Origin of the sequence: Nostoc sp. (assembly GCF_036917535.1) — a bacterium.
In the GTDB taxonomy this organism is placed as follows: Bacteria; Cyanobacteriota; Cyanobacteriia; order Cyanobacteriales; family Nostocaceae; genus Nostoc.
In genome coordinates, this window is record NZ_JBALDA010000052.1 from 104,994 (window position 1) to 123,785 (window position 18,792).

19 protein-coding genes and 1 pseudogene are annotated in these 18,792 nt (G+C 42.5%); 10 read left to right on the forward strand and 10 right to left on the reverse strand.

Annotated elements, in window-relative coordinates; translation table 11 throughout:
- Positions 1–27: 27 nt before the first annotated feature.
- The 5 genes from V7K56_RS17400 to V7K56_RS17420 all read right to left on the reverse strand — a co-directional run bounded on the left by V7K56_RS17400 (position 28) and on the right by V7K56_RS17420 (position 4,551).
- Positions 28–504 carry a hypothetical protein gene (locus V7K56_RS17400; protein WP_334912112.1) on the reverse strand — a complete coding sequence of 159 codons (477 nt, stop codon included), beginning with the start codon at positions 502–504 and terminating at the stop codon, positions 28–30.
- Between the two features lie 467 nt (positions 505–971).
- Positions 972–1,553, reverse strand: coding sequence for a hormogonium polysaccharide biosynthesis acetyltransferase HpsU (gene hpsU / locus V7K56_RS17405; RefSeq protein WP_334912113.1), 582 nt, complete (start codon positions 1,551–1,553; stop codon positions 972–974).
- 9 nt (positions 1,554–1,562) lie between these two features.
- Positions 1,563–2,519, reverse strand: a complete 957-nt coding sequence (locus tag V7K56_RS17410; RefSeq protein ID WP_334912114.1) for a glycosyltransferase family 2 protein — start codon at positions 2,517–2,519, stop codon at positions 1,563–1,565.
- 24 nt (positions 2,520–2,543) lie between these two features.
- On the reverse strand, positions 2,544–3,476 hold the full coding sequence (locus V7K56_RS17415) for a glycosyltransferase (protein ID WP_334912115.1): 933 nt from the start codon (positions 3,474–3,476) through the stop codon (positions 2,544–2,546).
- Positions 3,477–3,741: 265 nt separating this feature from the next.
- Positions 3,742–4,551: a hypothetical protein gene (locus V7K56_RS17420; RefSeq protein ID WP_334912116.1), complete on the reverse strand. Its 810-nt coding sequence runs from the start codon at positions 4,549–4,551 to the stop codon at positions 3,742–3,744.
- Positions 4,552–4,925: 374 nt separating this feature from the next.
- On the opposite strand from V7K56_RS17420, the gene cobU reads away from it, so the two are divergent.
- Entirely contained in the window at positions 4,926–5,501 is a 576-nt protein-coding gene (cobU, locus tag V7K56_RS17425; RefSeq protein WP_334912117.1) for a bifunctional adenosylcobinamide kinase/adenosylcobinamide-phosphate guanylyltransferase, read from the forward strand.
- Positions 5,502–5,553: 52 nt separating this feature from the next.
- A complete protein-coding gene (locus V7K56_RS17430; RefSeq protein ID WP_334912118.1) occupies positions 5,554–5,973 on the forward strand; it encodes a hypothetical protein in 420 nt (139 codons plus the stop codon).
- 264 nt (positions 5,974–6,237) lie between these two features.
- Here the strand turns inward: V7K56_RS17430 and V7K56_RS37115 are convergent.
- Positions 6,238–6,436 (reverse strand): annotated as a pseudogene (locus V7K56_RS37115) (transposase); the annotation flags it as partial.
- 114 nt (positions 6,437–6,550) lie between these two features.
- Between V7K56_RS37115 and V7K56_RS37120 the strand changes: the two are divergent.
- Entirely contained in the window at positions 6,551–6,709 is a 159-nt protein-coding gene (locus V7K56_RS37120) for a hypothetical protein (protein ID WP_442940082.1), read from the forward strand.
- A 266-nt stretch (positions 6,710–6,975) separates the two neighbouring features.
- On the opposite strand, the gene V7K56_RS17440 is transcribed toward V7K56_RS37120, so the two are convergent.
- From V7K56_RS17440 to V7K56_RS17450, 3 genes are all read right to left on the reverse strand, one after another.
- Positions 6,976–9,438, reverse strand: coding sequence for a two-partner secretion domain-containing protein (locus V7K56_RS17440; protein ID WP_334912119.1), 2,463 nt, complete (start codon positions 9,436–9,438; stop codon positions 6,976–6,978).
- A 168-nt stretch (positions 9,439–9,606) separates the two neighbouring features.
- Positions 9,607–9,933, reverse strand: coding sequence for a hypothetical protein (locus V7K56_RS17445; RefSeq protein WP_334912120.1), 327 nt, complete (start codon positions 9,931–9,933; stop codon positions 9,607–9,609).
- Positions 9,934–10,141: 208 nt separating this feature from the next.
- Entirely contained in the window at positions 10,142–10,969 is an 828-nt protein-coding gene (locus V7K56_RS17450) for a carbohydrate ABC transporter permease (RefSeq protein ID WP_334912121.1), read from the reverse strand.
- Positions 10,970–11,149: 180 nt separating this feature from the next.
- Here V7K56_RS17450 and V7K56_RS17455 point away from each other — a divergent pair, with 180 nt between their 5' ends.
- From V7K56_RS17455 to folE, 5 genes are all read left to right on the forward strand, one after another.
- Complete coding sequence (locus V7K56_RS17455) at positions 11,150–11,848, forward strand: aldehyde oxygenase (deformylating) (RefSeq protein WP_334912122.1); 699 nt, start codon at positions 11,150–11,152, stop codon at positions 11,846–11,848.
- Between the two features lie 143 nt (positions 11,849–11,991).
- Positions 11,992–13,011: a long-chain acyl-[acyl-carrier-protein] reductase gene (locus V7K56_RS17460; protein WP_334912123.1), complete on the forward strand. Its 1,020-nt coding sequence runs from the start codon at positions 11,992–11,994 to the stop codon at positions 13,009–13,011.
- A 105-nt stretch (positions 13,012–13,116) separates the two neighbouring features.
- A complete protein-coding gene (locus V7K56_RS17465) occupies positions 13,117–14,097 on the forward strand; it encodes an acetyl-CoA carboxylase carboxyltransferase subunit alpha (protein ID WP_322693758.1) in 981 nt (326 codons plus the stop codon).
- A 352-nt stretch (positions 14,098–14,449) separates the two neighbouring features.
- Positions 14,450–15,175: an SDR family oxidoreductase gene (locus V7K56_RS17470; RefSeq protein WP_334912124.1), complete on the forward strand. Its 726-nt coding sequence runs from the start codon at positions 14,450–14,452 to the stop codon at positions 15,173–15,175.
- 192 nt (positions 15,176–15,367) lie between these two features.
- Entirely contained in the window at positions 15,368–16,075 is a 708-nt protein-coding gene (folE, locus tag V7K56_RS17475) for a GTP cyclohydrolase I FolE (protein ID WP_334912125.1), read from the forward strand.
- A 38-nt stretch (positions 16,076–16,113) separates the two neighbouring features.
- Here folE and V7K56_RS17480 read toward each other — a convergent pair whose 3' ends face one another.
- Entirely contained in the window at positions 16,114–16,779 is a 666-nt protein-coding gene (locus V7K56_RS17480) for a phosphoribosylanthranilate isomerase (protein WP_334912126.1), read from the reverse strand.
- A 121-nt stretch (positions 16,780–16,900) separates the two neighbouring features.
- On the opposite strand from V7K56_RS17480, the gene psaK reads away from it, so the two are divergent.
- Positions 16,901–17,158, forward strand: coding sequence for a photosystem I reaction center subunit PsaK (gene psaK / locus V7K56_RS17485; protein ID WP_334912127.1), 258 nt, complete (start codon positions 16,901–16,903; stop codon positions 17,156–17,158).
- A gap of 266 nt (positions 17,159–17,424) precedes the next feature.
- Positions 17,425–18,621 carry a site-2 protease family protein gene (locus tag V7K56_RS17490; protein WP_334912128.1) on the forward strand — a complete coding sequence of 399 codons (1,197 nt, stop codon included), beginning with the start codon at positions 17,425–17,427 and terminating at the stop codon, positions 18,619–18,621.
- Positions 18,622–18,792 lie beyond the last annotated feature (171 nt).

Here is an 18,792-nt window from a genome sequence, read left to right on the forward strand (position 1 = left end):
AATTATGAATTATTTAATTTAGTTTTATTAGTTACTTTCAGGGTTGAGTTCGTTGATTTCTCTGCACTTAGCCTCTGCGGCTTGATATGCTGCCAGATAGTCTTGACCACCCAACATTACATCACCGTAATATTCATAAGGTGGATCGCCATAAATTGGCAATGGATCATCTTCTGGATAATCTTCTTTTGATTCTTCAATGATGGCTTTCAGTTTTTTAACAGTCAGACTATGTGCTGCAAAATACCAGATTTCTTGGGGATTTTTGTTCAGGTAAGGTAATGTGGGGTCGATAATGCGGACATCGGAGGCGTCGTCTAGCTCAATCCAACTGTGTTCAATAGGTCTATATGGCTTCCCAGGAAAAGCTAAAAATCCCTGAATATACCTTGCTCCCTCTACAGATAATGCTGCTTTATAAGCATTATCAAATGGAGTACTAGCTTTGCTGTTTATCTGTTCAGCAATTTTGATTGACAGCGTTTCATCCAATAGTTTGTTCATCAATAGCAAGGATTAGAGCAGCCATGAAAACATATTACCACTGCTACTTACCATTTTGCTTGGGCATTGGGCATTGATTGTTCACTAATGACAAATAACTAATGACCAATGACCAATGACCAATGACAAATTCTATTTTGTGCTAATCACCATCTGGAAATTTATTAACATTTTGTTTTAACCAAGTTTGAGTAACCTCTCGAATTGAATCTTCATCATCAACAACGAGAATTAATTCTCCATGTCCTGCTGGTAATTCCTGATATCTAGCTAATTTACTAAGCTGTTACGCAAAGAAAATTGCACATTAACTAGTGAGGGTTGTCCTTGTTTCATTTTTTTTCTAGAATTGGTATTAGTTCCTCAAAGACTATTGCACTTTTATTCTGTTCCCAAAAACAAATAAATATGTAGAAAAGTTAAGGGCGACAACTTGCTGCCCGCCCTTACTATGTTTATCTATAGAATCACGGGGTTGTGGAGGGATCGAGTTTTAGCCGAGCCGTTTTGGCACGACAAGGACTTCCCCAACAAACCTGCCCAGAAGGCATATTAGTAAAAACACTACTGCGAGCACCAATCACAGCATTAGCCCCGATTTGCACTCCCGGCCCAACAAAACAATCTGCCGCTACCCATGCACCATTCTCGATGGTGATACTCGCTGTTTTCAACCCAAAGGCAGGATCTTGGAGATCGTGAGTACCAGTACACAGATAACTTTTTTGGGAAACTACGCAATGTTCACCGATATGAATCTGATCGAGGCTATATAAAACTACGTTATCTCCAATCCAACTGTAGTTGCCAATAGTGACTTTCCAGGGGTAGGTAAAGCGGGCTGTTGGTCGAATTAATACACCTTTGCCAATACGAGCACCAAATAATCGTAGCAAAGCACAACGCAGAATATTTAACGGTTGAGGAGTTAGAGGAAAGGCGATCGCTTGTACAAACCACCATAACAAAACATACCAACTTGGACGCCCCCGATCAAACCAAGATTGGTCATATTTGCGTAAATCTACAAAAGGTTGGTCATTTGTCATTAGTTATTATCAGGAATCAATAGTCAATAGCTTTCCCTCTGCTTCTCTGTTCCCCTGCTCCTCTGCTCCCTCCTTCGCCGTAGTTGCAGTATTTAAATGACCACCACAGCTGCGTAATTCGTAAAGTTTAACGCCAATTTGATATTCATATTGACTCAGCAAACGTGCATAGATATATCCGGCTTTGCCATCTAAAAAACCACGTTGAATTATATAAAACAAAACAAATCGCAGAATGGGTTTAAATGGTAGACGTACCCACACTTTTTTCAAAAATCGTTTGCGTTGTACGGCATCACCAAATAGATTAGCGCCGATAGTACCGCTATCATCTTTACCTGTAAGAATATTAAAATAAACCCTGGCTTCCCAGTTAGAATAGCGGTTGTGCCGTTCTAACCAGTGGTAAAGGTCGCGGAAGTCTTCGTGGAGCATATCATTTTTGAGATACCCAACTTTCCCTTGCAAAATCACGTGTTCGTGAACTTCGTTATCACCAGTATTAGGAATATCTTCTGTATTTAAATTTTCGTAGCGACCTTTTTTATGTTGAAATAAACGTAGATTCCAATCAGGATATTTACCGCCATAACGAATCCATTTTCCTAAGAAAAATACGCGGCGATTGAGATAATAACCTGTATATTCAGGATTTTGAATTACTTGGTCAATTTCTTCCCAAAGTTTGGGGGTGATGCGCTCATCACAATCTACAATTAGCACCCATTCATTACGAAAAGGTAAATTATCTAAAGACCAATTTTTCTTTTTGGGCCAGCGTCCATTGAAGTTGAATTGTACAACATTTACACCGTAACTTTTAGCAATCTCAATGCTGTTGTCGGTACTTTGAGAATCTACTACAAATATTTCATCTGCTCTGCTGAGGCTAGTAAGGCAAGCAGGCAAGTTGGCTTGTTCGTTTTTTGCCGGAATTAGTACTGAAACTGGTATTTTAGATGACATATTAAGTAGAAATTATGTTACTAATTATTTCTTATTTGATGTAAATAAAAGACCCTGAATAGCAGCATTTAAGTAACCAATCTGACCGTAAGCATACACCAGTTTGTCAAACCGTTCTGCTGGATCGGAGAAATATTGTAATGCTTTATACAAGCCTCGCACAAACCGTTCGCTACCTCGCTGCAATTGATCGATCCCAGCTTTACCAGCAAGTTGTTCTCGATAGCATTCACTGATACCCTGCCACCAGCCCCGGTTTAAAAACCAAGAGCGTTGGAGGCGTTCTGGGGGTACATTGTGAGCGGCGAGTGCTTCGGGAAGATAAGCGACTTGCCAACCACGCTGTAGAGCAAATTCAGTCATTTGCAGTTCTTCATTAGATAATAAATTTTTCCCCACTCGACCAAGATGAGGATCGAAACCGCCAATTTCTTCTAGGAAACTGCGGCGGATGGAGTAATTTAAGCCTCTGGGTGTTAAGCCAGGTTGCTCAATGTAAATGTTACTGTCACCTAAGTCGTATGCACCCAGATTTGCAGCTAGCCCCGGAGATAGCCACCGTGGTTGTTGAATTCCTGGAGGCCACAAAAGAGTGACTTTGCCACCTGCGATCGCTAGCTTAGAATCATTGTAATAGGCAAAATATAAAACTTGTAGCCAGCCCTTACTGGCAACGGCATCATCATCTAGATAAGCAAGAATATCACCACTGGCTACCTTTGCACCCGTGTTACGGGCGACAGATAAACCAATGGTGGGTTCAAAAACATACTTGAGGCGCGGATTGTGGGTTCTCTGTTCTACAACCTCACGAGTGCGATCGCTAGAGCCATTATCAACTATCACAATTTCAAAGTCAGCAGCAAAATCCTGTGCTAAAAGACTATCAATTGCAGCCCCTAAATAGGTCTCTCGATTGTGAGTACAGATGATGGCAGAGATTTGGATGTCTGGCATAGATTGAATTTTGGATTTGAGATTTGGGACTTTCCTTCTCTTCTCTTTGGGAGACGCTAACGCGAACGAGAGGCTGCGCCAACGGAACGCTACACTTAGCTTGCTTCCCCGTTCGCGGAGCGTTCCGTTGGAAAGGGGTACGGCTACGCTCAGTCGAACGATTTTAGATTAAAATCTAAATCCAACGCATAACTGCTGAGAGTTAATCTAAACCAAAAGTTACCGACCTACCAACCGAGTTTCTTCGGAAATAATCTTTAAAACTTTACGTTTGTTGAATATGACTGTGTAAAACTATAAGAGTTTGGGCCAGTTGACTAAGGCGGGTTTCTAAAGATTGCTTGCGCCCTAAAAGTTGACGTAACTTTTGGTAGCGAGCGATCGCCATACTAACATTGGGAACCTGATCCGGTGGACATGGGCGCGACCAAACTTTACCAGTATCGTCTACACCACAGAGGCGATAGCCAGTAATAGATGATTGATAAGATACTTTTCCACCAGTAGCGCAAATTTCTTCTACGTAGTTCATTAAGCGGTCAACTTCTGCATGGCGTAGTGTCGCGGTTCCTCCCGATTCTGATTCAGTAGGATTGGATTCTAACCAGCCATTGACAATTGGCCCTTCTAAGTAAATATCCTGAATTTGCTTCAAAATATTTTGCAATTCTGTTTGCCAATCGGCGACAGTTTCCTGAATTTCTTGCAATAGATTCATCGCCAATGCTGGATTTGCTCCGTTGCGATGGCTACTAAAACTCGGAGTTTTCAACTTGGGTAGGCTGGGTGTTTTACTACCATTCTCTTCTGCTTGAAAGGTCTGCACAGAGTCATGGTGAGGAAAGAAATTTTGTTCACAAGAATAATCACTCTCAGTCTCTTTGCCCAATTCAACGAGTTTCTCATCTTGAGAGGATGGAATTTGTGTACTTTCTGTGGGTTCGTTGGCTCCGACGCTGATTCTAAAAGAGAAAGGCCGTTTTGTCGTCGAATCACCTGTTTCGGCAGTAGAGGCAGTGCCGCGATTCCCTAAATCGTGTAGAGTTGCTTCAATGCGTTTTAAGCCTGGGTTCATAAAGATATCCTAAAGTTTGCTTTCCCCAGTGGTATTGAATAATTGAGAATGGGGTTGTTGGGATTTTTGGCTTTTGCCAGTTGTAGCATCAATGATGCTGGTGCTAATTTTATCCCTTAAAAGTTATTTGAAACCAAAAATCTCACCGATGAAGTAAAAAATTGTGGTGATAAATTGTAACCGTGGGTATGTGGAGGAGGCAGGAGGTTAGAATTTATCTGTTGCTCTCAACCCCATCTAATTCCAAGCCACGAAATCGTAGATTTTACTGGAGGATTTAAACCACAGGCTCACTTGCAATAATAACCGCAAGAGACAACGGCAATATTTCTTCTGCTTCCTGTCTCTTTTGTTAAAATACTCAGTAAAAAACTTTGGGTAAAATCATCTTAGTAACAGGGCCAGCACGATCTGGTAAAAGTGAATGGGCAGAAACTTTAGCTATGCAGTCAGGAAAAGCAGTTGTCTATGTAGCAACAGCTACCGATAACCTAGACGATCAAGAGTGGCATCAACGCATTTTAGAACACCAAGAACGTCGTCCCCAAGACTGGGTAACTCTATCTGTACCCGTGGAACTTTCTGCTACCCTTGCTGATGCCAAACCCTATACTTGCTTCTTAGTTGATTCTTTAGGGACTTGGGTTGCTAATCTCCTAGAACAGGATGAATTTAGCTGGGAAAATACCCTTGCAGAGTTATTAGAGACGGTGGAACTGGTTGCTGCTGATATGCTGTTTGTAGCAGAAGAGGTCGGTTGGGGTGTGATACCAGCTTATCCCCTGGGAAGGATGTTCCGCGATCGCCTTGGTTCTTTAGTACGCCAGCTAGCAACACTTAGCGAAACTGTTTATTTAGTGACTGGCGGCTATGTTCTCAATCTCAGTATCCTTGGTTCGCCATTGCCAAATAGAGGTGATGCTGGAACATACAGGAGTCAAGATTCTTAACTATTAATTCAAATTAATCCCAAATCTAAAATCTCAAATCTAGAATTGTAATATGGCAACCAAACAAGAAGTTAAAGGATACCTTGCCTACTGGTTTCAGTTGGGTAAGAGAGTGATTACGGGCAACGGTGAGGCAAGCTTTTTGCCCCAATCGGTGCTAAATGGCGATCGCTATAGTGAAGAATTTGAAGAGTGCTGGCAAAAAATTATTTCACCAGAATCGGCTGATTGTTACCTTGAGGGTACATACGAAACCATTTCTGAATTGTTAACACCAGCATGGAATATGCTCCCTTGCAGCCGATGCAGTATGCCAATAGCAGTGCGAAATGTTGGCATGCCGGCGTTGTTATGTCCCTGCAATGATTTACCTAACTGGCCGAATACTGAATTGCCAGCACCACGAGAGCCAATTAAAACTCAAGACCAACTCCAAACAATTCGTGATCGGCTTGTAAAGAATATTACATAAACAAATAACCAATTTGGAAATCTGACAACTTTTTTCTAATTTTCTAATTATTTGATTATTTTGATTTCTCTTGTAGTGCCCCTGAGTCTCACTACAGAATTTTTGTATGCCTGTACTAGCTAGGGGAAAAATAATATCAATTCAAAATTCAAAATTCAAAATTAAGAAAGTCAGATATAACATAGGTTTGGGAGTATGTATCTGTCGCATTCTTTTTTCAAATTGGTATAACTATTGGTTATTTAACGTGAGTTCGGGTTAAGATTAGGCGGCAGAAAGCAAATTGTGATCGATGGCGATCGCAGGCTTCTTAGGTTGGTGGCAGTAGGCGATCAAACCGCAGACGATATTGATTAAGCAGTTGACAGGCGATCGGTGGCGAGAATGCGATTGGCGGGGAGATATTCTTGAACTGGTCAATGATGGTCTCAATGATCGAGCGTTTCCTAAGCAACAGGCGATCGCCTTAAATAACCTTTCGCTGGCATAGTCGAAAATCCACGGTTTTATCTCATTACTATTTTATGCACATTAGAAGTGGAACAGCTTAGGCTTTGAAATTCCGGTAACAAGACTGATGAAAGCCGATCAGAATTGTCATGATCTCGCTCAAACACAGACTGCGATGCCTACAGCGGTAAACTACGCGCTTTCTTTTTTGCAGCCCATTACCCAACAGTTGCCGCTCCCACTTTGGTTCAAAGGTTTGGCAGAAGTCATCGACAGAACAGAATAGTTCTTCTAGAGTGAACATAGGGCAAGCAGATGGATGAGAATTTAGCACTTTCAGCCTACCTGTTTTGCCCCTTTTCTTATCCCGAACTCACGTTATTTAGATAAAGTTCATTGCAAAGCAGCGATATCTATGGTGAGCTACGCCAAAGCACTACACCTGATTTGAGTAAAAGGAGCGATCACTTGTATAAAGTTCATTGCAAAAAAGCGATGTCTACGACGGTCTACGCTAATGCACCAACAAAAGTTACGAGAATCGATCAAATTTTAATTAGCAGCACAAGATGTAACGACGAGCGAGGAGTTATGAGGCGATGCAGTGGGTACTTGAGCAACCAGAACCACGTTCCCATTGGCATCTAGAATCCACCCTTGGGCTTCTACAATTTGAGTAGGTTCATTGACAGAATTAACCTTCTGTGATTTTTCTTCTGTGTATCCCTGCGCTTGAATAACTACTCTTTTCTCAATACCCTCAACACGATTCTGACTCTCTGGCGGGAGCGAGATCCAATCTGCTAGCACCGCATCATCAGCTATCAATGGCTCTGTGGGATCGGCTTGTATTCCTCCACGCCCAGTAGTAACAAATGAACTTCTTCCTATTTTTCCACCAGAACTACAACTAGCAGTAACTTGCTGCGAAGCATCAACCAGATTTACGGGTAGTTCCACTAATCCTTTACTGGGGTCAGCATCTGGTGAGTTGATTTGTACAGTGCCACTTAATGAAGGGTTTTGCTGAGAAAATGCAGTGATGTCACTTGTTGGTATGTTATTCGGGTTTATATCTTTTGGATCGAGCCTCTCCACCTCTGCACGAGTGCGTGACACAAACCCAAAGGTATTCTTTGCGGTGATTGCGATTTTACCACCAGAACCAAAGTTGGCATTGGCGGTAATATCGCTATTTTCAAAAGGAGTAGCAACAAGAAAACCATTAGGTGCATTGATGGTGATATTACCGCCAGTTTTATCTCCTCCGGCATTAGTAGAGATTTGACTGTTGCGACGCATCAGTAATAAGTCCCGCACCTGTACCACAATGTCACCGCCCCTACCTGACTCACTATCAGATGTGAGTTTTCCTTTATCCAGCAGGATAGAACGAGCGCTGACATTGAGTTCGCCTGCTAGACCTAAATTAGGTATACCCCCTTGATAGTTAACATTTTTTCGAGCTTCACTGCTCACATTTATTGCCGCCCCATCTTTGATAATTAATCGCCCTGTAGTTAGGGTCAAGTTGCCACCATTTCCAGGCCCTTGAGTGCCAGCAAACAAGCTACTGAGCCTAGAACCATTTGCTGAGGTTCCGATTAATTCTACGAACTCAGAGGCGTTCACTGTCAAATCTCCTCCATTTCCTGTAGCTGGTATAAATTGGTTAGATGAAAGCCTAAGTATACCCTCAGAACTTGTTGATACTGCTGCCCCTCCCTCGATACGTAACTTTCCAGTATTAATTATTATGCTGCCAGCATTTTGAGCGCGATAAGTTGCACTAAATAATCCACTGGATATTAAATCAGTACCATCTGGCAAAGGAGAAATGGGGATACCTGCAATTAGTTCTACAGAATCTGAGGCGTTGATAGTCAATTGCCCCGGCAATCCCGAACCAACATTGAATATTAAGACTTGCGCTCCATCTTTGACAATCAACTTTCTGGTAGTGATATTTATATCTCCAGAGTTTCCAGTGTCGAAAGTTCCAGTAGACAAGAACGCATTTAGTCCAAGTTCTACAGACTCGGAAGCGTTCACTGTCAAATTTCCTCCTGGTTGCGCTCCCAGAGTATCAGCCGAAATTTGTGAACCGTCAGTTACCAGTACACGCTGTCCTTGCAGGTGGATATTACCACCACCTTTGCCACTGGTATCTACATTAGATAGAATCTCACTTTGCTGGGTTAGTTCGATGTTCTGAAAATTTTGAACACCTTCATATCCGAATGCCCAACCTTGATTCGTCGAACTTAGACCAACCAAACTATTGCCAGCAACACTTCCTAACTCAATTCTTCCTTCACTTGCTGTTAAATTTCCGCCCTCTAGCGTTATATTACCGCCTATAAGTGCTAAGGTTTTGCCTTGCTGCACTTGTAGACCAACATCTTGTCCGAAGGTATTAATTGCATTATTTGGACTTGCTTGGGATTGATTGCGAATAGGTCGAGCAGTTGTTCCGAATTGTAAGCCAATAGGAACACTTTCTTTGAGTAGAGGTGCAGTTTGACCAGATGTAGCACTAAATTTTGTACCATCAGCAAAGTTCAAACTACTTGCCGTGCTAGCCACAAACGAACCGCCGATATTTAAAGAAGCATTGGGCCCAAAAACAATGCCGTTAGGATTAATCAGAAATATATTGGCTGTGGAGTTAGCTTTGAGAATGCCATCTATATTAGAAACAGAATTGCCTGTCACCCGACTGATAATGTTCTGAATATCGATTGCATTGTTAAAATAGGCTGTCCTTCCCGCAGAGACAGAAAACTGTTCAAAGCTGTGGAACAAGTTTGGACCACGAACTGCTCCACCATCAATCTGGTCTGTAGGCTGACCATCGATTAGCTTTGGTGTAATTATTGAGCTTTCAGATCCGAGCGTGGTATCTGTTTTAATTTGAGCTAAGGCAAAACTCTCAGCAAAAGTGAGTACTCCAGCAATTACTAAAGTACTCACCATTCCTAACTTCCAGTGGCAACTGCTTCGATTTTGAGACATGAAAAACTGGCGCTCAAAAAATCAGAGTTTATTAAAATACTGCTTTTTGCTAATTAGTGATGTTAGTACGCTGATGTAATCTTTGTAACCTAATTACTACATAAAAGCAAAGTTTAGTATTTTTACATTCACTAGAATAAACTTTTTGCAGTCCGAAGATAAAATTATTTAGCAGTAACAGCCCTTTGGGTTGCCAGTTGATGGGCAAGGAATACACAATGCTTTTTTGACTAACACAATTTCTGGTATTAAAGCTGTTGAAGTTTCTGCCAATAATGCATTGGGTTGCTTTTCATCTACTGCATCATCAGATTTGAGTTGATTGGGGTCGAGATTACACTGCCAATGAATTCTCAATACTCTATATTCTAATAAGCCGTACTTTTCAAGCACTGAATGTAAGTCAGCGTTTTCTAGGCTTTCATTCATTTTCTGCTGAATCTCTTCTTGTAACTGCTGTAATATTTCAGGGTCTATAACTTGTTGAGAACTCATGAGTATTTTCGTTCCTGACGAAATGTGTATAATTATTGCTTCAGTTTAGTTAGCAATGATTACGCTCGGTGTCATAAAAGTTCATGTTTCCCTGCGGGATTTCCTTTGCAGCTTATTTTGAGATAATACTAATTCAAATTATTTATTCTAGAGTGGGCATCTCGTCTAATAACTAAAATCAGGCTTCCATTTCCCGCCTGTTTCCCCACTAATTCTTAATCCCTGACGCAGCGATACCCTGAAGAAATTGACGCTGACCAATAATAAATAATACCATCACTGGTACTGTCGCTATTGTCACTGCTGCCATCATCAAAGGCCAATTATTCGTAAATTGCTCCTGAAACTCAGCCAACGCTAGTTGTACTGTCCTTAATTCTGGTCTTGTCGTAAATACTAGAGGCTTAAACAAATCATTCCACTCACCAATGAAGGTGAACAAAAACAGCGTTAACAAGGCCGGACGAGCTAAAGGTAACATCACCCGCCACAAAATTTGCAGTCGGTTCGCCCCATCTATCGCTGCAGCTTCCTCTAACTCCACGGGAATTGTCTGGAAATACTGACGTAATAAGAAAATCCCATATCCGCTAACCGCAGTGGGTAAAATGAGCGCCCAGTATGTATTTATCAGGTGTCCCCACTTCAACACCAAAAAAATGGGAATTACTAATAACTGAAAGGGAATCACTAAAGTTGCTAAAACGACTAATAGCAGTGCTTGGCGTCCCCGAAACTTCAACCGTGCTAGGGCGTAACCAGCCAAAGCAGAAGTGACAATCTGAAACGCCGTCACAGCGATCGCTACCAAGGTAGAATTAGCAAACGCGAGCAAAAATTTTCCTTGTTGCCACGCAATGCGGTAATTTGCTAAAGACCAGTTCTTTTTGTCCAAATTTTCCAGACTGGCGGTCGTCGGTGCAAAGGAGGTGATAAAGACTACAAACAGCGGTAGTAAAACGATAAATGCCCCTAGCAGTAAGATTACTAGGCTCAAAAAATCGCCAGATTTCAGATTCGGGTTTGATTTGAACATAAACTTAAACTGCAAAGCATTTATTTCGCTAGTACTAGAACATTGCCCCCAGCAACAATTAATCTATAAACATAGTCTACTTGTTAAGTTAAATTAAACCACAGTGATTGTTACTCTTAGTTCATAGGGAAAATCAATCTTGGTGTCAAATAATTCAGGTTTACAGGAGTAAAGATAACCATGCAGCAGCTTGCAGACCAATTTAAAGAATTAGATTTCAAGAGCGAAACATACAAAGATGCTTATAGCCGGATTAATGCGATCGTAATTGAAGGGGAACAAGAAGCCCATGAAAATTACATCAAATTAGCCGAACTACTGCCAGAATCTCATGATGAATTGATTCGTCTCTCGAAGATGGAAAGCCGACACAAGAAAGGATTTGAAGCTTGTGGACGAAATTTGGCTGTTACCCCAGATTTGCAATTTGCTAAAGAATTTTTCTCTGGACTACACCAGAATTTCCAAATAGCAGCAGCGTCCGGGAAAGTTGTCACTTGTCTTTTGATTCAATCTTTGATTATCGAATGTTTTGCGATCGCAGCATATAACATTTACATCCCTGTTGCTGACGCTTTCGCACGCAAAATTACGGAGGGAGTTGTAAAAGATGAATACAGCCACCTCAACTTTGGAGAAGTTTGGTTGAAAGAACACTTCACAGAATCCAAAGCTGAACTAGAACAAGCAAATCGCCATAACCTACCCATTGTCTGGAAAATGCTTAACCAAGTAGAGGGTGATGCCCACACAATGGCAATGGAAAAAGATGCTTTGGTAGAAGACTTTATGATTCAATACGGTGAAGCATTAAGTAACATAGGTTTCACGACTCGCGATATTATGCGCTTGTCAGCCTACGGACTCATCGCCGCTTAAAAAGTGCTGAGTAGAGACGCGATTAATCGCGTCTGTACATAGAGTGCTGAGTAGTTCAAATTTATCAGAACTTCAGAACTCAGGACTGCTAAACCGCTTATTTATTCCACGCCTCAAGACAGCATAAGCCTAATAATCACTACATGTTTGGTCTAATTGGACATCTGACTAGTTTAGAACACGCTCAAGCGGTAGCTCAAGAATTGGGATACCCAGAATATGCCGACCAAGGGCTAGACTTTTGGTGCAGCGCCCCACCGCAAATTGTCGATACGATTATTGTCACCAGTGTAACTGGGCAAAAAATTGAAGGACGGTATGTAGAATCTTGCTTTTTGCCGGAGATGCTGGCTAGCCGTCGAATCAAAGCCGCAACCCGCAAAATCCTTAACGCTATGGCCCATGCACAAAAGCATGGCATTAACATTACAGCTTTAGGCGGATTTTCCTCAATTATTTTTGAAAACTTTAAGTTAGACCAGTTTAGCCAAGTCCGCAATATTAAACTAGAGTTTGAACGGTTCACTACAGGAAACACACATACTGCTTACATTATTTGTAAGCAGGTGGAAGAAGCCTCAAAACAATTGGGAATCGATCTATCAAAAGCGACTGTTGCTATATGTGGGGCAACAGGGGATATTGGTAGTGCAGTTACTCGCTGGCTAGATGCAAAAACAGATGTCAAAGAACTTTTGTTGATCGCTCGTGATCAAGAACGCCTCAAAGAACTGCAAGGCGAACTGGGGCGAGGAAAAATCATGGGTTTGACAGAAGCACTGCCCCAAGCTGACATTGTAGTTTGGGTTGCCAGTATGCCCAAAGGCGTGGAAATCGACCCGACCACTTTGAAACAACCCTGTTTATTGATTGATGGTGGCTATCCTAAAAACTTAGCGACTAAAATTCAGCATCCTGATGTATATGTGTTAAATGGTGGGATTGTAGAGCATTCCCTGGATATTGACTGGAAAATTATGAAAATCGTCAATATGGACGTACCAGCCCGCCAGTTGTTTGCTTGCTTTGCCGAATCAATGCTGCTGGAATTTGAGAAGTTATACACGAACTTTTCGTGGGGACGGAATCAGATTACCGTAGACAAAATGGAGCAGATTGGTAAAGTATCTGTGAAGCATGGATTTAGACCGCTGCTGGTTTAGTCATTGGTCATTAGTCATTTGTTATTTGCAAAGGACAAAGGACAACTGACAAAAGACAAAAGACAAAGGATAGATAACTTATAACTCGTACTTATAACCCCTACGATGGCAACTACCGAGCGTAAACCGCTACTGTTAGATTTTGAAAAGCCCCTAGCAGAACTTGCAACCCGAATCGATCAAATTCGGCAACTTGCAGAAGAAAATGGCGTCGATGTTTCTGGTCAAATTCGTCAACTAGAAGCACGCGCCATGCAACTACGTGAGGAAATTTTCACTAGTCTATCCCCGTCCCAGCGATTGCAAGTCGCTCGTCATCCGCGTCGCCCCAGTACTCTCGATTACATTCAGGCAATTAGTGATGAATGGATGGAATTGCATGGCGATCGCTGTGGTGGTGACGATCCGGCTTTAGTTGGTGGTGTTGGTCGTCTGAGTGGTCAGCCTGTGGTGATGTTGGGTCATCAAAAGGGCCGCGATACTAAAGACAATATTGCCCGTAATTTTGGAATGCCTTATCCTGGCGGCTATCGCAAAGCCATGCGGTTAATGGAACATGCCAACAAGTTTAGTATGCCGATACTAACCTTTATCGACACGCCAGGAGCTTGGTCTGGGGTAGAAGCAGAACACCAAGGTCAAGGAGAAGCGATCGCTTACAACTTGCGGGAAATGTTTTGCTTAGACGTGCCAATTATCTGCACAGTAATTGGTGAAGGTGGTTCTGGTGGCGCACTTGGTATTGGTGTAGGCGATCGCCTACTCATGTTTGAACACTCCGTTTATACCGTCGCCACTCCCGAAGCTTGCGCTGCAATTTTGTGGAAAGATGCCGCTAAGGCTCCCCAAGCCGCTGTGGCGCTAAAAATTATTTCCCATGACCTGAAAAAGTTGGGAATTATCGACCAAATACTGCCTGAACCCACTGGTGGCGCTCATTCCGACCCCTTAAAAGCTGCTACTACTCTCAAGCAAGTGCTGATGGAAAACTTAGACGAACTCAATCGTTTAACCGCTCCAGAACGCCGCCAAATGCGCTATGAAAAATTCCGCAAAATTGGTGTTTTTACAGAAGTTGCCCATTAACAACACTGCATAATGATTGATTAGAAAAGCAGCAATGCTATAATTGCCTATGTGCTTAAAGATTTTTAACAATCTAGCCATAGGCATTTGCATGTTTGGCAAGTCTACTCAATTTGATTGAGTGGGTTTTGTATTATGTAAATAATCTAATTTGAATGTACGATGTACCGCGTGGTTTTGTAGGCAACACATTGCTAAAACCATCAACATTGGTAACTATTGTGCTCAGATTTTAGCATCTGCCTAATGAAAATCATCAAATTTTTAGATTCCTTTAATCTATTCAAACCGATAAGTGTAAATAATGAGGTAGTAATAGGATTTGGGAACTGCCAAAAAATTGGGAGACACCATGAGTGTTGAGCAAAAACGACGCGCCCTAATTACTGGGGCAAGTAGTGGAATTGGGAAAGCAACGGCTTTAGCCTTTGCAAAAGCGGGAATAGACGTCGCCTTAGTCAGCCGTTCTTTGGATAAGTTAGAGGCAGTAAGACAAGCCGTAGAGCATACTGGGGTGGAAGCGAAAGCTTACGCTGTAGATTTAGCGAGGATCTTGGAAGTCAAAGAAAAGATCCAAGCGATCGCCCTTGACTTTGGTGATATAAACATTCTGGTAAACAATGCTGGCATCGCCTATACAGGCACTTTGAGCGAAATTTCCCTAGAGGACTGGCAGCAGGTAATTGACTTGAATCTCACCAGCGTATTTCAGTGCATTGTGGCGATTTTACCTTCAATGCGGGATCGGGGCACAGGCACAATTATCAACATCGCCTCAATTTCCGCCAAGCAACCCTTTCCTGGTTGGGGAGCATATAGCGTCAGCAAAGCTGGTTTGATAGCCCTCTCTCAAACCCTGGCACAAGAAGAACGCACTCACGGCATTCGTGTCACAGCTATCTGTCCTGGTGCAGTCAATACCGAACTTTGGGATACAGAAACAGTCCATGTCAATTTAGACCGTTCCAAAATGTTAACCCCAGAAATTGTGGCTCAGTCAATTCTGTACACAGTTCTGTTACCACAACAGGCAGTAATTGATGAATTGATCCTCATGCCCAGCGCTGGCGCACTCTAATTAGTCCTTCGTCCTTTGTCTTGTCCAAAGTCCAATTGCTTTGTCTTTTGCAAATGACCAATGACCCTTTGGGTGACGCTCATGCCTCGCTAGCGCTGCGCTAACGCCAGTTGCTCATGGAGGAAACCCCAAGACTGCACTGGCTCACCAATGACTAATGACTAATGACTAAACCATAACCAAGACTGAATCATGACTATTGCTAGTTCCAACGGTTCCAATTGCTCTCAATCGCCTCTGATTCCCGACTTGGCAGAAGCCATAACTCCAAGACCCGATCGCAATACTAATAACGGGCGACAAGCGGATGTGTTCCAGCCAACAGAGGAACAGCTGGACGAAATGAAAGACGCCGTGCGGACACTAATACTGGGAGTTGGCGAAGACCCCGAACGCGAAGGACTTTTGAAAACACCCAAACGAGTAGCCGAAGCAATGCGGTTTCTTACCAGTGGCTACAACCAATCTCTTGAAGAACTCGTTAACGATGCCATCTTTGATGAAGGGCATAGCGAGATGGTACTTGTTAGAGATATTAATTTCTTTAGTTTGTGCGAACACCACATGCTGCCATTTATGGGTAGAGCACACGTTGCTTATATCCCCAACCAAAAAGTTGTCGGACTGAGTAAGCTGGCTCGGATTGTTGAAATGTATTCCCGTCGCTTACAAGTACAAGAGAGACTAACCCGCCAAATTGCCGAAGCAATCCAGACTGTTCTCGAACCTCAAGGCGTTGCCGTAGTGATGGAAGCTAGTCACATGTGTATGGTGATGCGTGGCGTTCAAAAACCAGGTTCTTGGACTGTCACTAGCGCAATGATTGGTGTGTTTCAAGAGGAACACAAAACCCGCGAAGAATTTTTTAACTTGATTCGCCACCAAGGGGCGTTCTTTTAAGGAATGGGCATGGGGAATGGGGAATGGGGCATTGGGCATTAGTTATTCTTTTTCCCCTGCTCCCTCATCCCCCACTCCCTACTCCCCAATTTCTTAAACAAGTTGGCTACTTTATCTAAATCCTTATCTCTTGGTGTCCGTTCCACACCACTAGATAAATCAATGCCGCTAGGATTAATCTGATTTAGAGCTTCCACAATATTATCGGCTGTCAATCCTCCTGCTAAAAACCAAGGACAACTAGGGCTAAATTGTTTTAGCATCGTCCAATCTAAAGTTTTGCCTGTACCACCCAGTTGTTGCGGATGATAAGCGTCAAGTAGCAAAGTATCTACAAATTTGGTGTAATCAACTACTGTGTCAAGATGCTCAAGACTACGAATTCTCAGTGCTTTAATGATTTCAACATTGGGTAAAGCTTGACGTAATTGGTAGCAAAAATTTGGTGATTCATCTTTGTGTAACTGCACACCAGTCAACCCTGAATCAGCAACTATCTGACTGATTTCAGGGATACTAGCGTTGGCAAAAACGCCAATTTTGTCAATATTTGCCGGGAGTTCTGCCACTGCTGCCCGAATTTGGGATATAGTCACGTAACGAGGTGAGTTTGGCACACAAATAAATCCTAATGCCGTTGCGCCTAGAGAGGCGATCGCTATAGACTGCTGTGGTTGGGTGATGCCGCAAATCTTAACGCGCATGAATATTTAACAAATTTAAACTAATCATCAGAAAAGTCTAAACTATCTAAAAAACTTTTGGGCCTTGTAATTTTATAATCTTGTAGGTCTACATTAACTTTTCCATTCAGGAGACAAAAGCTTGACTTCCTCTATTTTGCTAGCAGCCGCTGCTGCATCTGTTCCCGCAACACCTGCGTGGAATCCCACAGTAGGAATCATCATCAGTACCAGTAGCTTAGTAGTAGTTTTACTAAGTACTAGGATTGAAAAACCCCTAGTTGGCCCCAAGTTCCCTGTCCTACCGATTAGTATTCCCACATTCGTTGCTGCGATGGCTTTTGGTCATATTATTGGCGTTGGCATCGTTCTAGGACTGACTTACATCGGTCGTCTGTAGTTTGGTAATGACAGAGGTGTTACTTGTAACCCCGCTATCAATGCAAAACTCCTAAAAATGATTTTGGGCAGGGGGAGTAGGGAAGAAATAACTTATGCCCCATGCCCAATGCCCAATGCCCAAGAGGCATTAATTGTCTATTCTAGAAATAAGAGCATTTCGTCACTTGTTACTACCGAATTGATGCTCAATATAAATGTGTATACGAATGTGCGTAGTATTTAGGTATAAAAAATATCGACGATATCTAGTTTTAGGGCAATATAATGCAAACAAATTGGAGAATTGGGTCATTATTTGGAATTCCCCTGTTTTTAGACCCGTTATGGTTTGTGATTTTAGGGTTAGCAACCCTGAATTTTGGCGTAGCTTATCAGGAATGGGGGAATGTTATCGCTTGGAGTGCTGGAATAGTTATGGCACTGCTGCTTTTTGCTTCGGTGCTATTGCATGAGTTGGGTCACAGCTTGGTAGCCCGATCGCAAGGCATTAGAGTTAATTCGATCACCTTATTTATGTTTGGCGGGATTGCTGCCATTGAAGAAGAATCTAAAACTCCTTTCAAAGCCTTTCAAGTAGCAATCGCTGGCCCTTTGGTGAGTATCATCCTATTTTTCCTGCTTCGTCTGGCAGCTTTTGCGATACCTGATACTAATCCCCTCAGTGTCATGGTCGGAGATCTGGCGAGAATTAACTTAGTGGTGGCTTTATTTAACCTGATTCCCGGCTTACCTCTAGATGGAGGGCAAGTGTTAAAAGCAGCACTATGGCAAATCACAGGTAATCGTTTTCAAGCTGTACACTTGGCTGCAAAGGCGGGACAAATATTGGGTTATGCTGCGATCGCTTTCGGATTTGTTGTAGATTTCGTGACCAGGGAGTTAGTAGTTGGTTTGTGGATTGCACTGTTAGGTTGGTTTGCTGTCCGTAACGCTAACACCTATGACAATATGACTACATTGCAAGAAAGCCTACTCAAGGTGATGGCGGCCGATGCGATGACCCGTGACTTTCGCGTAATTGATGCCGATCAGACATTACGCTCTTTTGCCGATTTATACCTCTTGGAAACCACTCCCTCACAGGTTTATTTTGCGGCTTCTGATGGACGTTATCGCGGTCTAGTTTCCATTGACGATTTCCGTTTAACCCAAAGAAGTCAATGGGAAAGCCAAACTTTACACAGCATTGTGCATCCCCTGACAGAAATACCCACCGTTGCGGAATCAACATCGATAGCTGAAGTAATTAATAAGCTGGAAAATGAGCAGTTACCTCGAATTACGGTGCTTTCTCCCGCTGGCGCTGTAGCTGGTGTAATTGATCGGGGAGATATTGTGCGATCGTTGGCACAAAAGTTAAATTTGCGAATGACGGATGCTGAAATTAAGCGAATCAAAGAAGAAGGCAGCTATCCGCCTGGGTTGCAACTGGGAGGAATAGCGAAGTCAATTACAAATTAAACGTCATACACTCGTCATAGATTTGCAATAGATACGTCAAAAGCGTGTGTGATATTTAAATTGGTATTTGGTTACAAAATGCTTTTTTTGGGTAAAAGGTAGGATTTCCTACCTTTTTTATTTATCTCTAAAAAAGTAGCGATTGTTAGCCCGCCCAAGAGCAAATGTTTA

Bases quoted from the DNA above. Each gene is read 5' to 3' on its own strand.
- V7K56_RS17400 (WP_334912112.1), bottom strand. From the start codon at position 504: ATGAACAAACTATTGGATGAAACGCTGTCAATCAAAATTGCTGAACAG.
- hpsU (WP_334912113.1), bottom strand. From the start codon at position 1,553: ATGACAAATGACCAACCTTTTGTAGATTTACGCAAATATGACCAATCT.
- V7K56_RS17410 (WP_334912114.1), bottom strand. From the start codon at position 2,519: ATGTCATCTAAAATACCAGTTTCAGTACTAATTCCGGCAAAAAACGAA.
- V7K56_RS17415 (WP_334912115.1), bottom strand. From the start codon at position 3,476: ATGCCAGACATCCAAATCTCTGCCATCATCTGTACTCACAATCGAGAG.
- V7K56_RS17420 (WP_334912116.1), bottom strand. From the start codon at position 4,551: ATGAACCCAGGCTTAAAACGCATTGAAGCAACTCTACACGATTTAGGG.
- V7K56_RS17430 (WP_334912118.1), top strand. From the start codon at position 5,554: ATGGCAACCAAACAAGAAGTTAAAGGATACCTTGCCTACTGGTTTCAG.
- V7K56_RS37120 (WP_442940082.1), top strand. From the start codon at position 6,551: ATGAAAGCCGATCAGAATTGTCATGATCTCGCTCAAACACAGACTGCG.
- V7K56_RS17440 (WP_334912119.1), bottom strand. From the start codon at position 9,438: ATGTCTCAAAATCGAAGCAGTTGCCACTGGAAGTTAGGAATGGTGAGT.
- V7K56_RS17445 (WP_334912120.1), bottom strand. From the start codon at position 9,933: ATGAGTTCTCAACAAGTTATAGACCCTGAAATATTACAGCAGTTACAA.
- V7K56_RS17450 (WP_334912121.1), bottom strand. From the start codon at position 10,969: ATGTTCAAATCAAACCCGAATCTGAAATCTGGCGATTTTTTGAGCCTA.
- V7K56_RS17455 (WP_334912122.1), top strand. From the start codon at position 11,150: ATGCAGCAGCTTGCAGACCAATTTAAAGAATTAGATTTCAAGAGCGAA.
- V7K56_RS17460 (WP_334912123.1), top strand. From the start codon at position 11,992: ATGTTTGGTCTAATTGGACATCTGACTAGTTTAGAACACGCTCAAGCG.
- V7K56_RS17465 (WP_322693758.1), top strand. From the start codon at position 13,117: ATGGCAACTACCGAGCGTAAACCGCTACTGTTAGATTTTGAAAAGCCC.
- V7K56_RS17470 (WP_334912124.1), top strand. From the start codon at position 14,450: ATGAGTGTTGAGCAAAAACGACGCGCCCTAATTACTGGGGCAAGTAGT.
- folE (WP_334912125.1), top strand. From the start codon at position 15,368: ATGACTATTGCTAGTTCCAACGGTTCCAATTGCTCTCAATCGCCTCTG.
- V7K56_RS17480 (WP_334912126.1), bottom strand. From the start codon at position 16,779: ATGCGCGTTAAGATTTGCGGCATCACCCAACCACAGCAGTCTATAGCG.
- V7K56_RS17490 (WP_334912128.1), top strand. From the start codon at position 17,425: ATGCAAACAAATTGGAGAATTGGGTCATTATTTGGAATTCCCCTGTTT.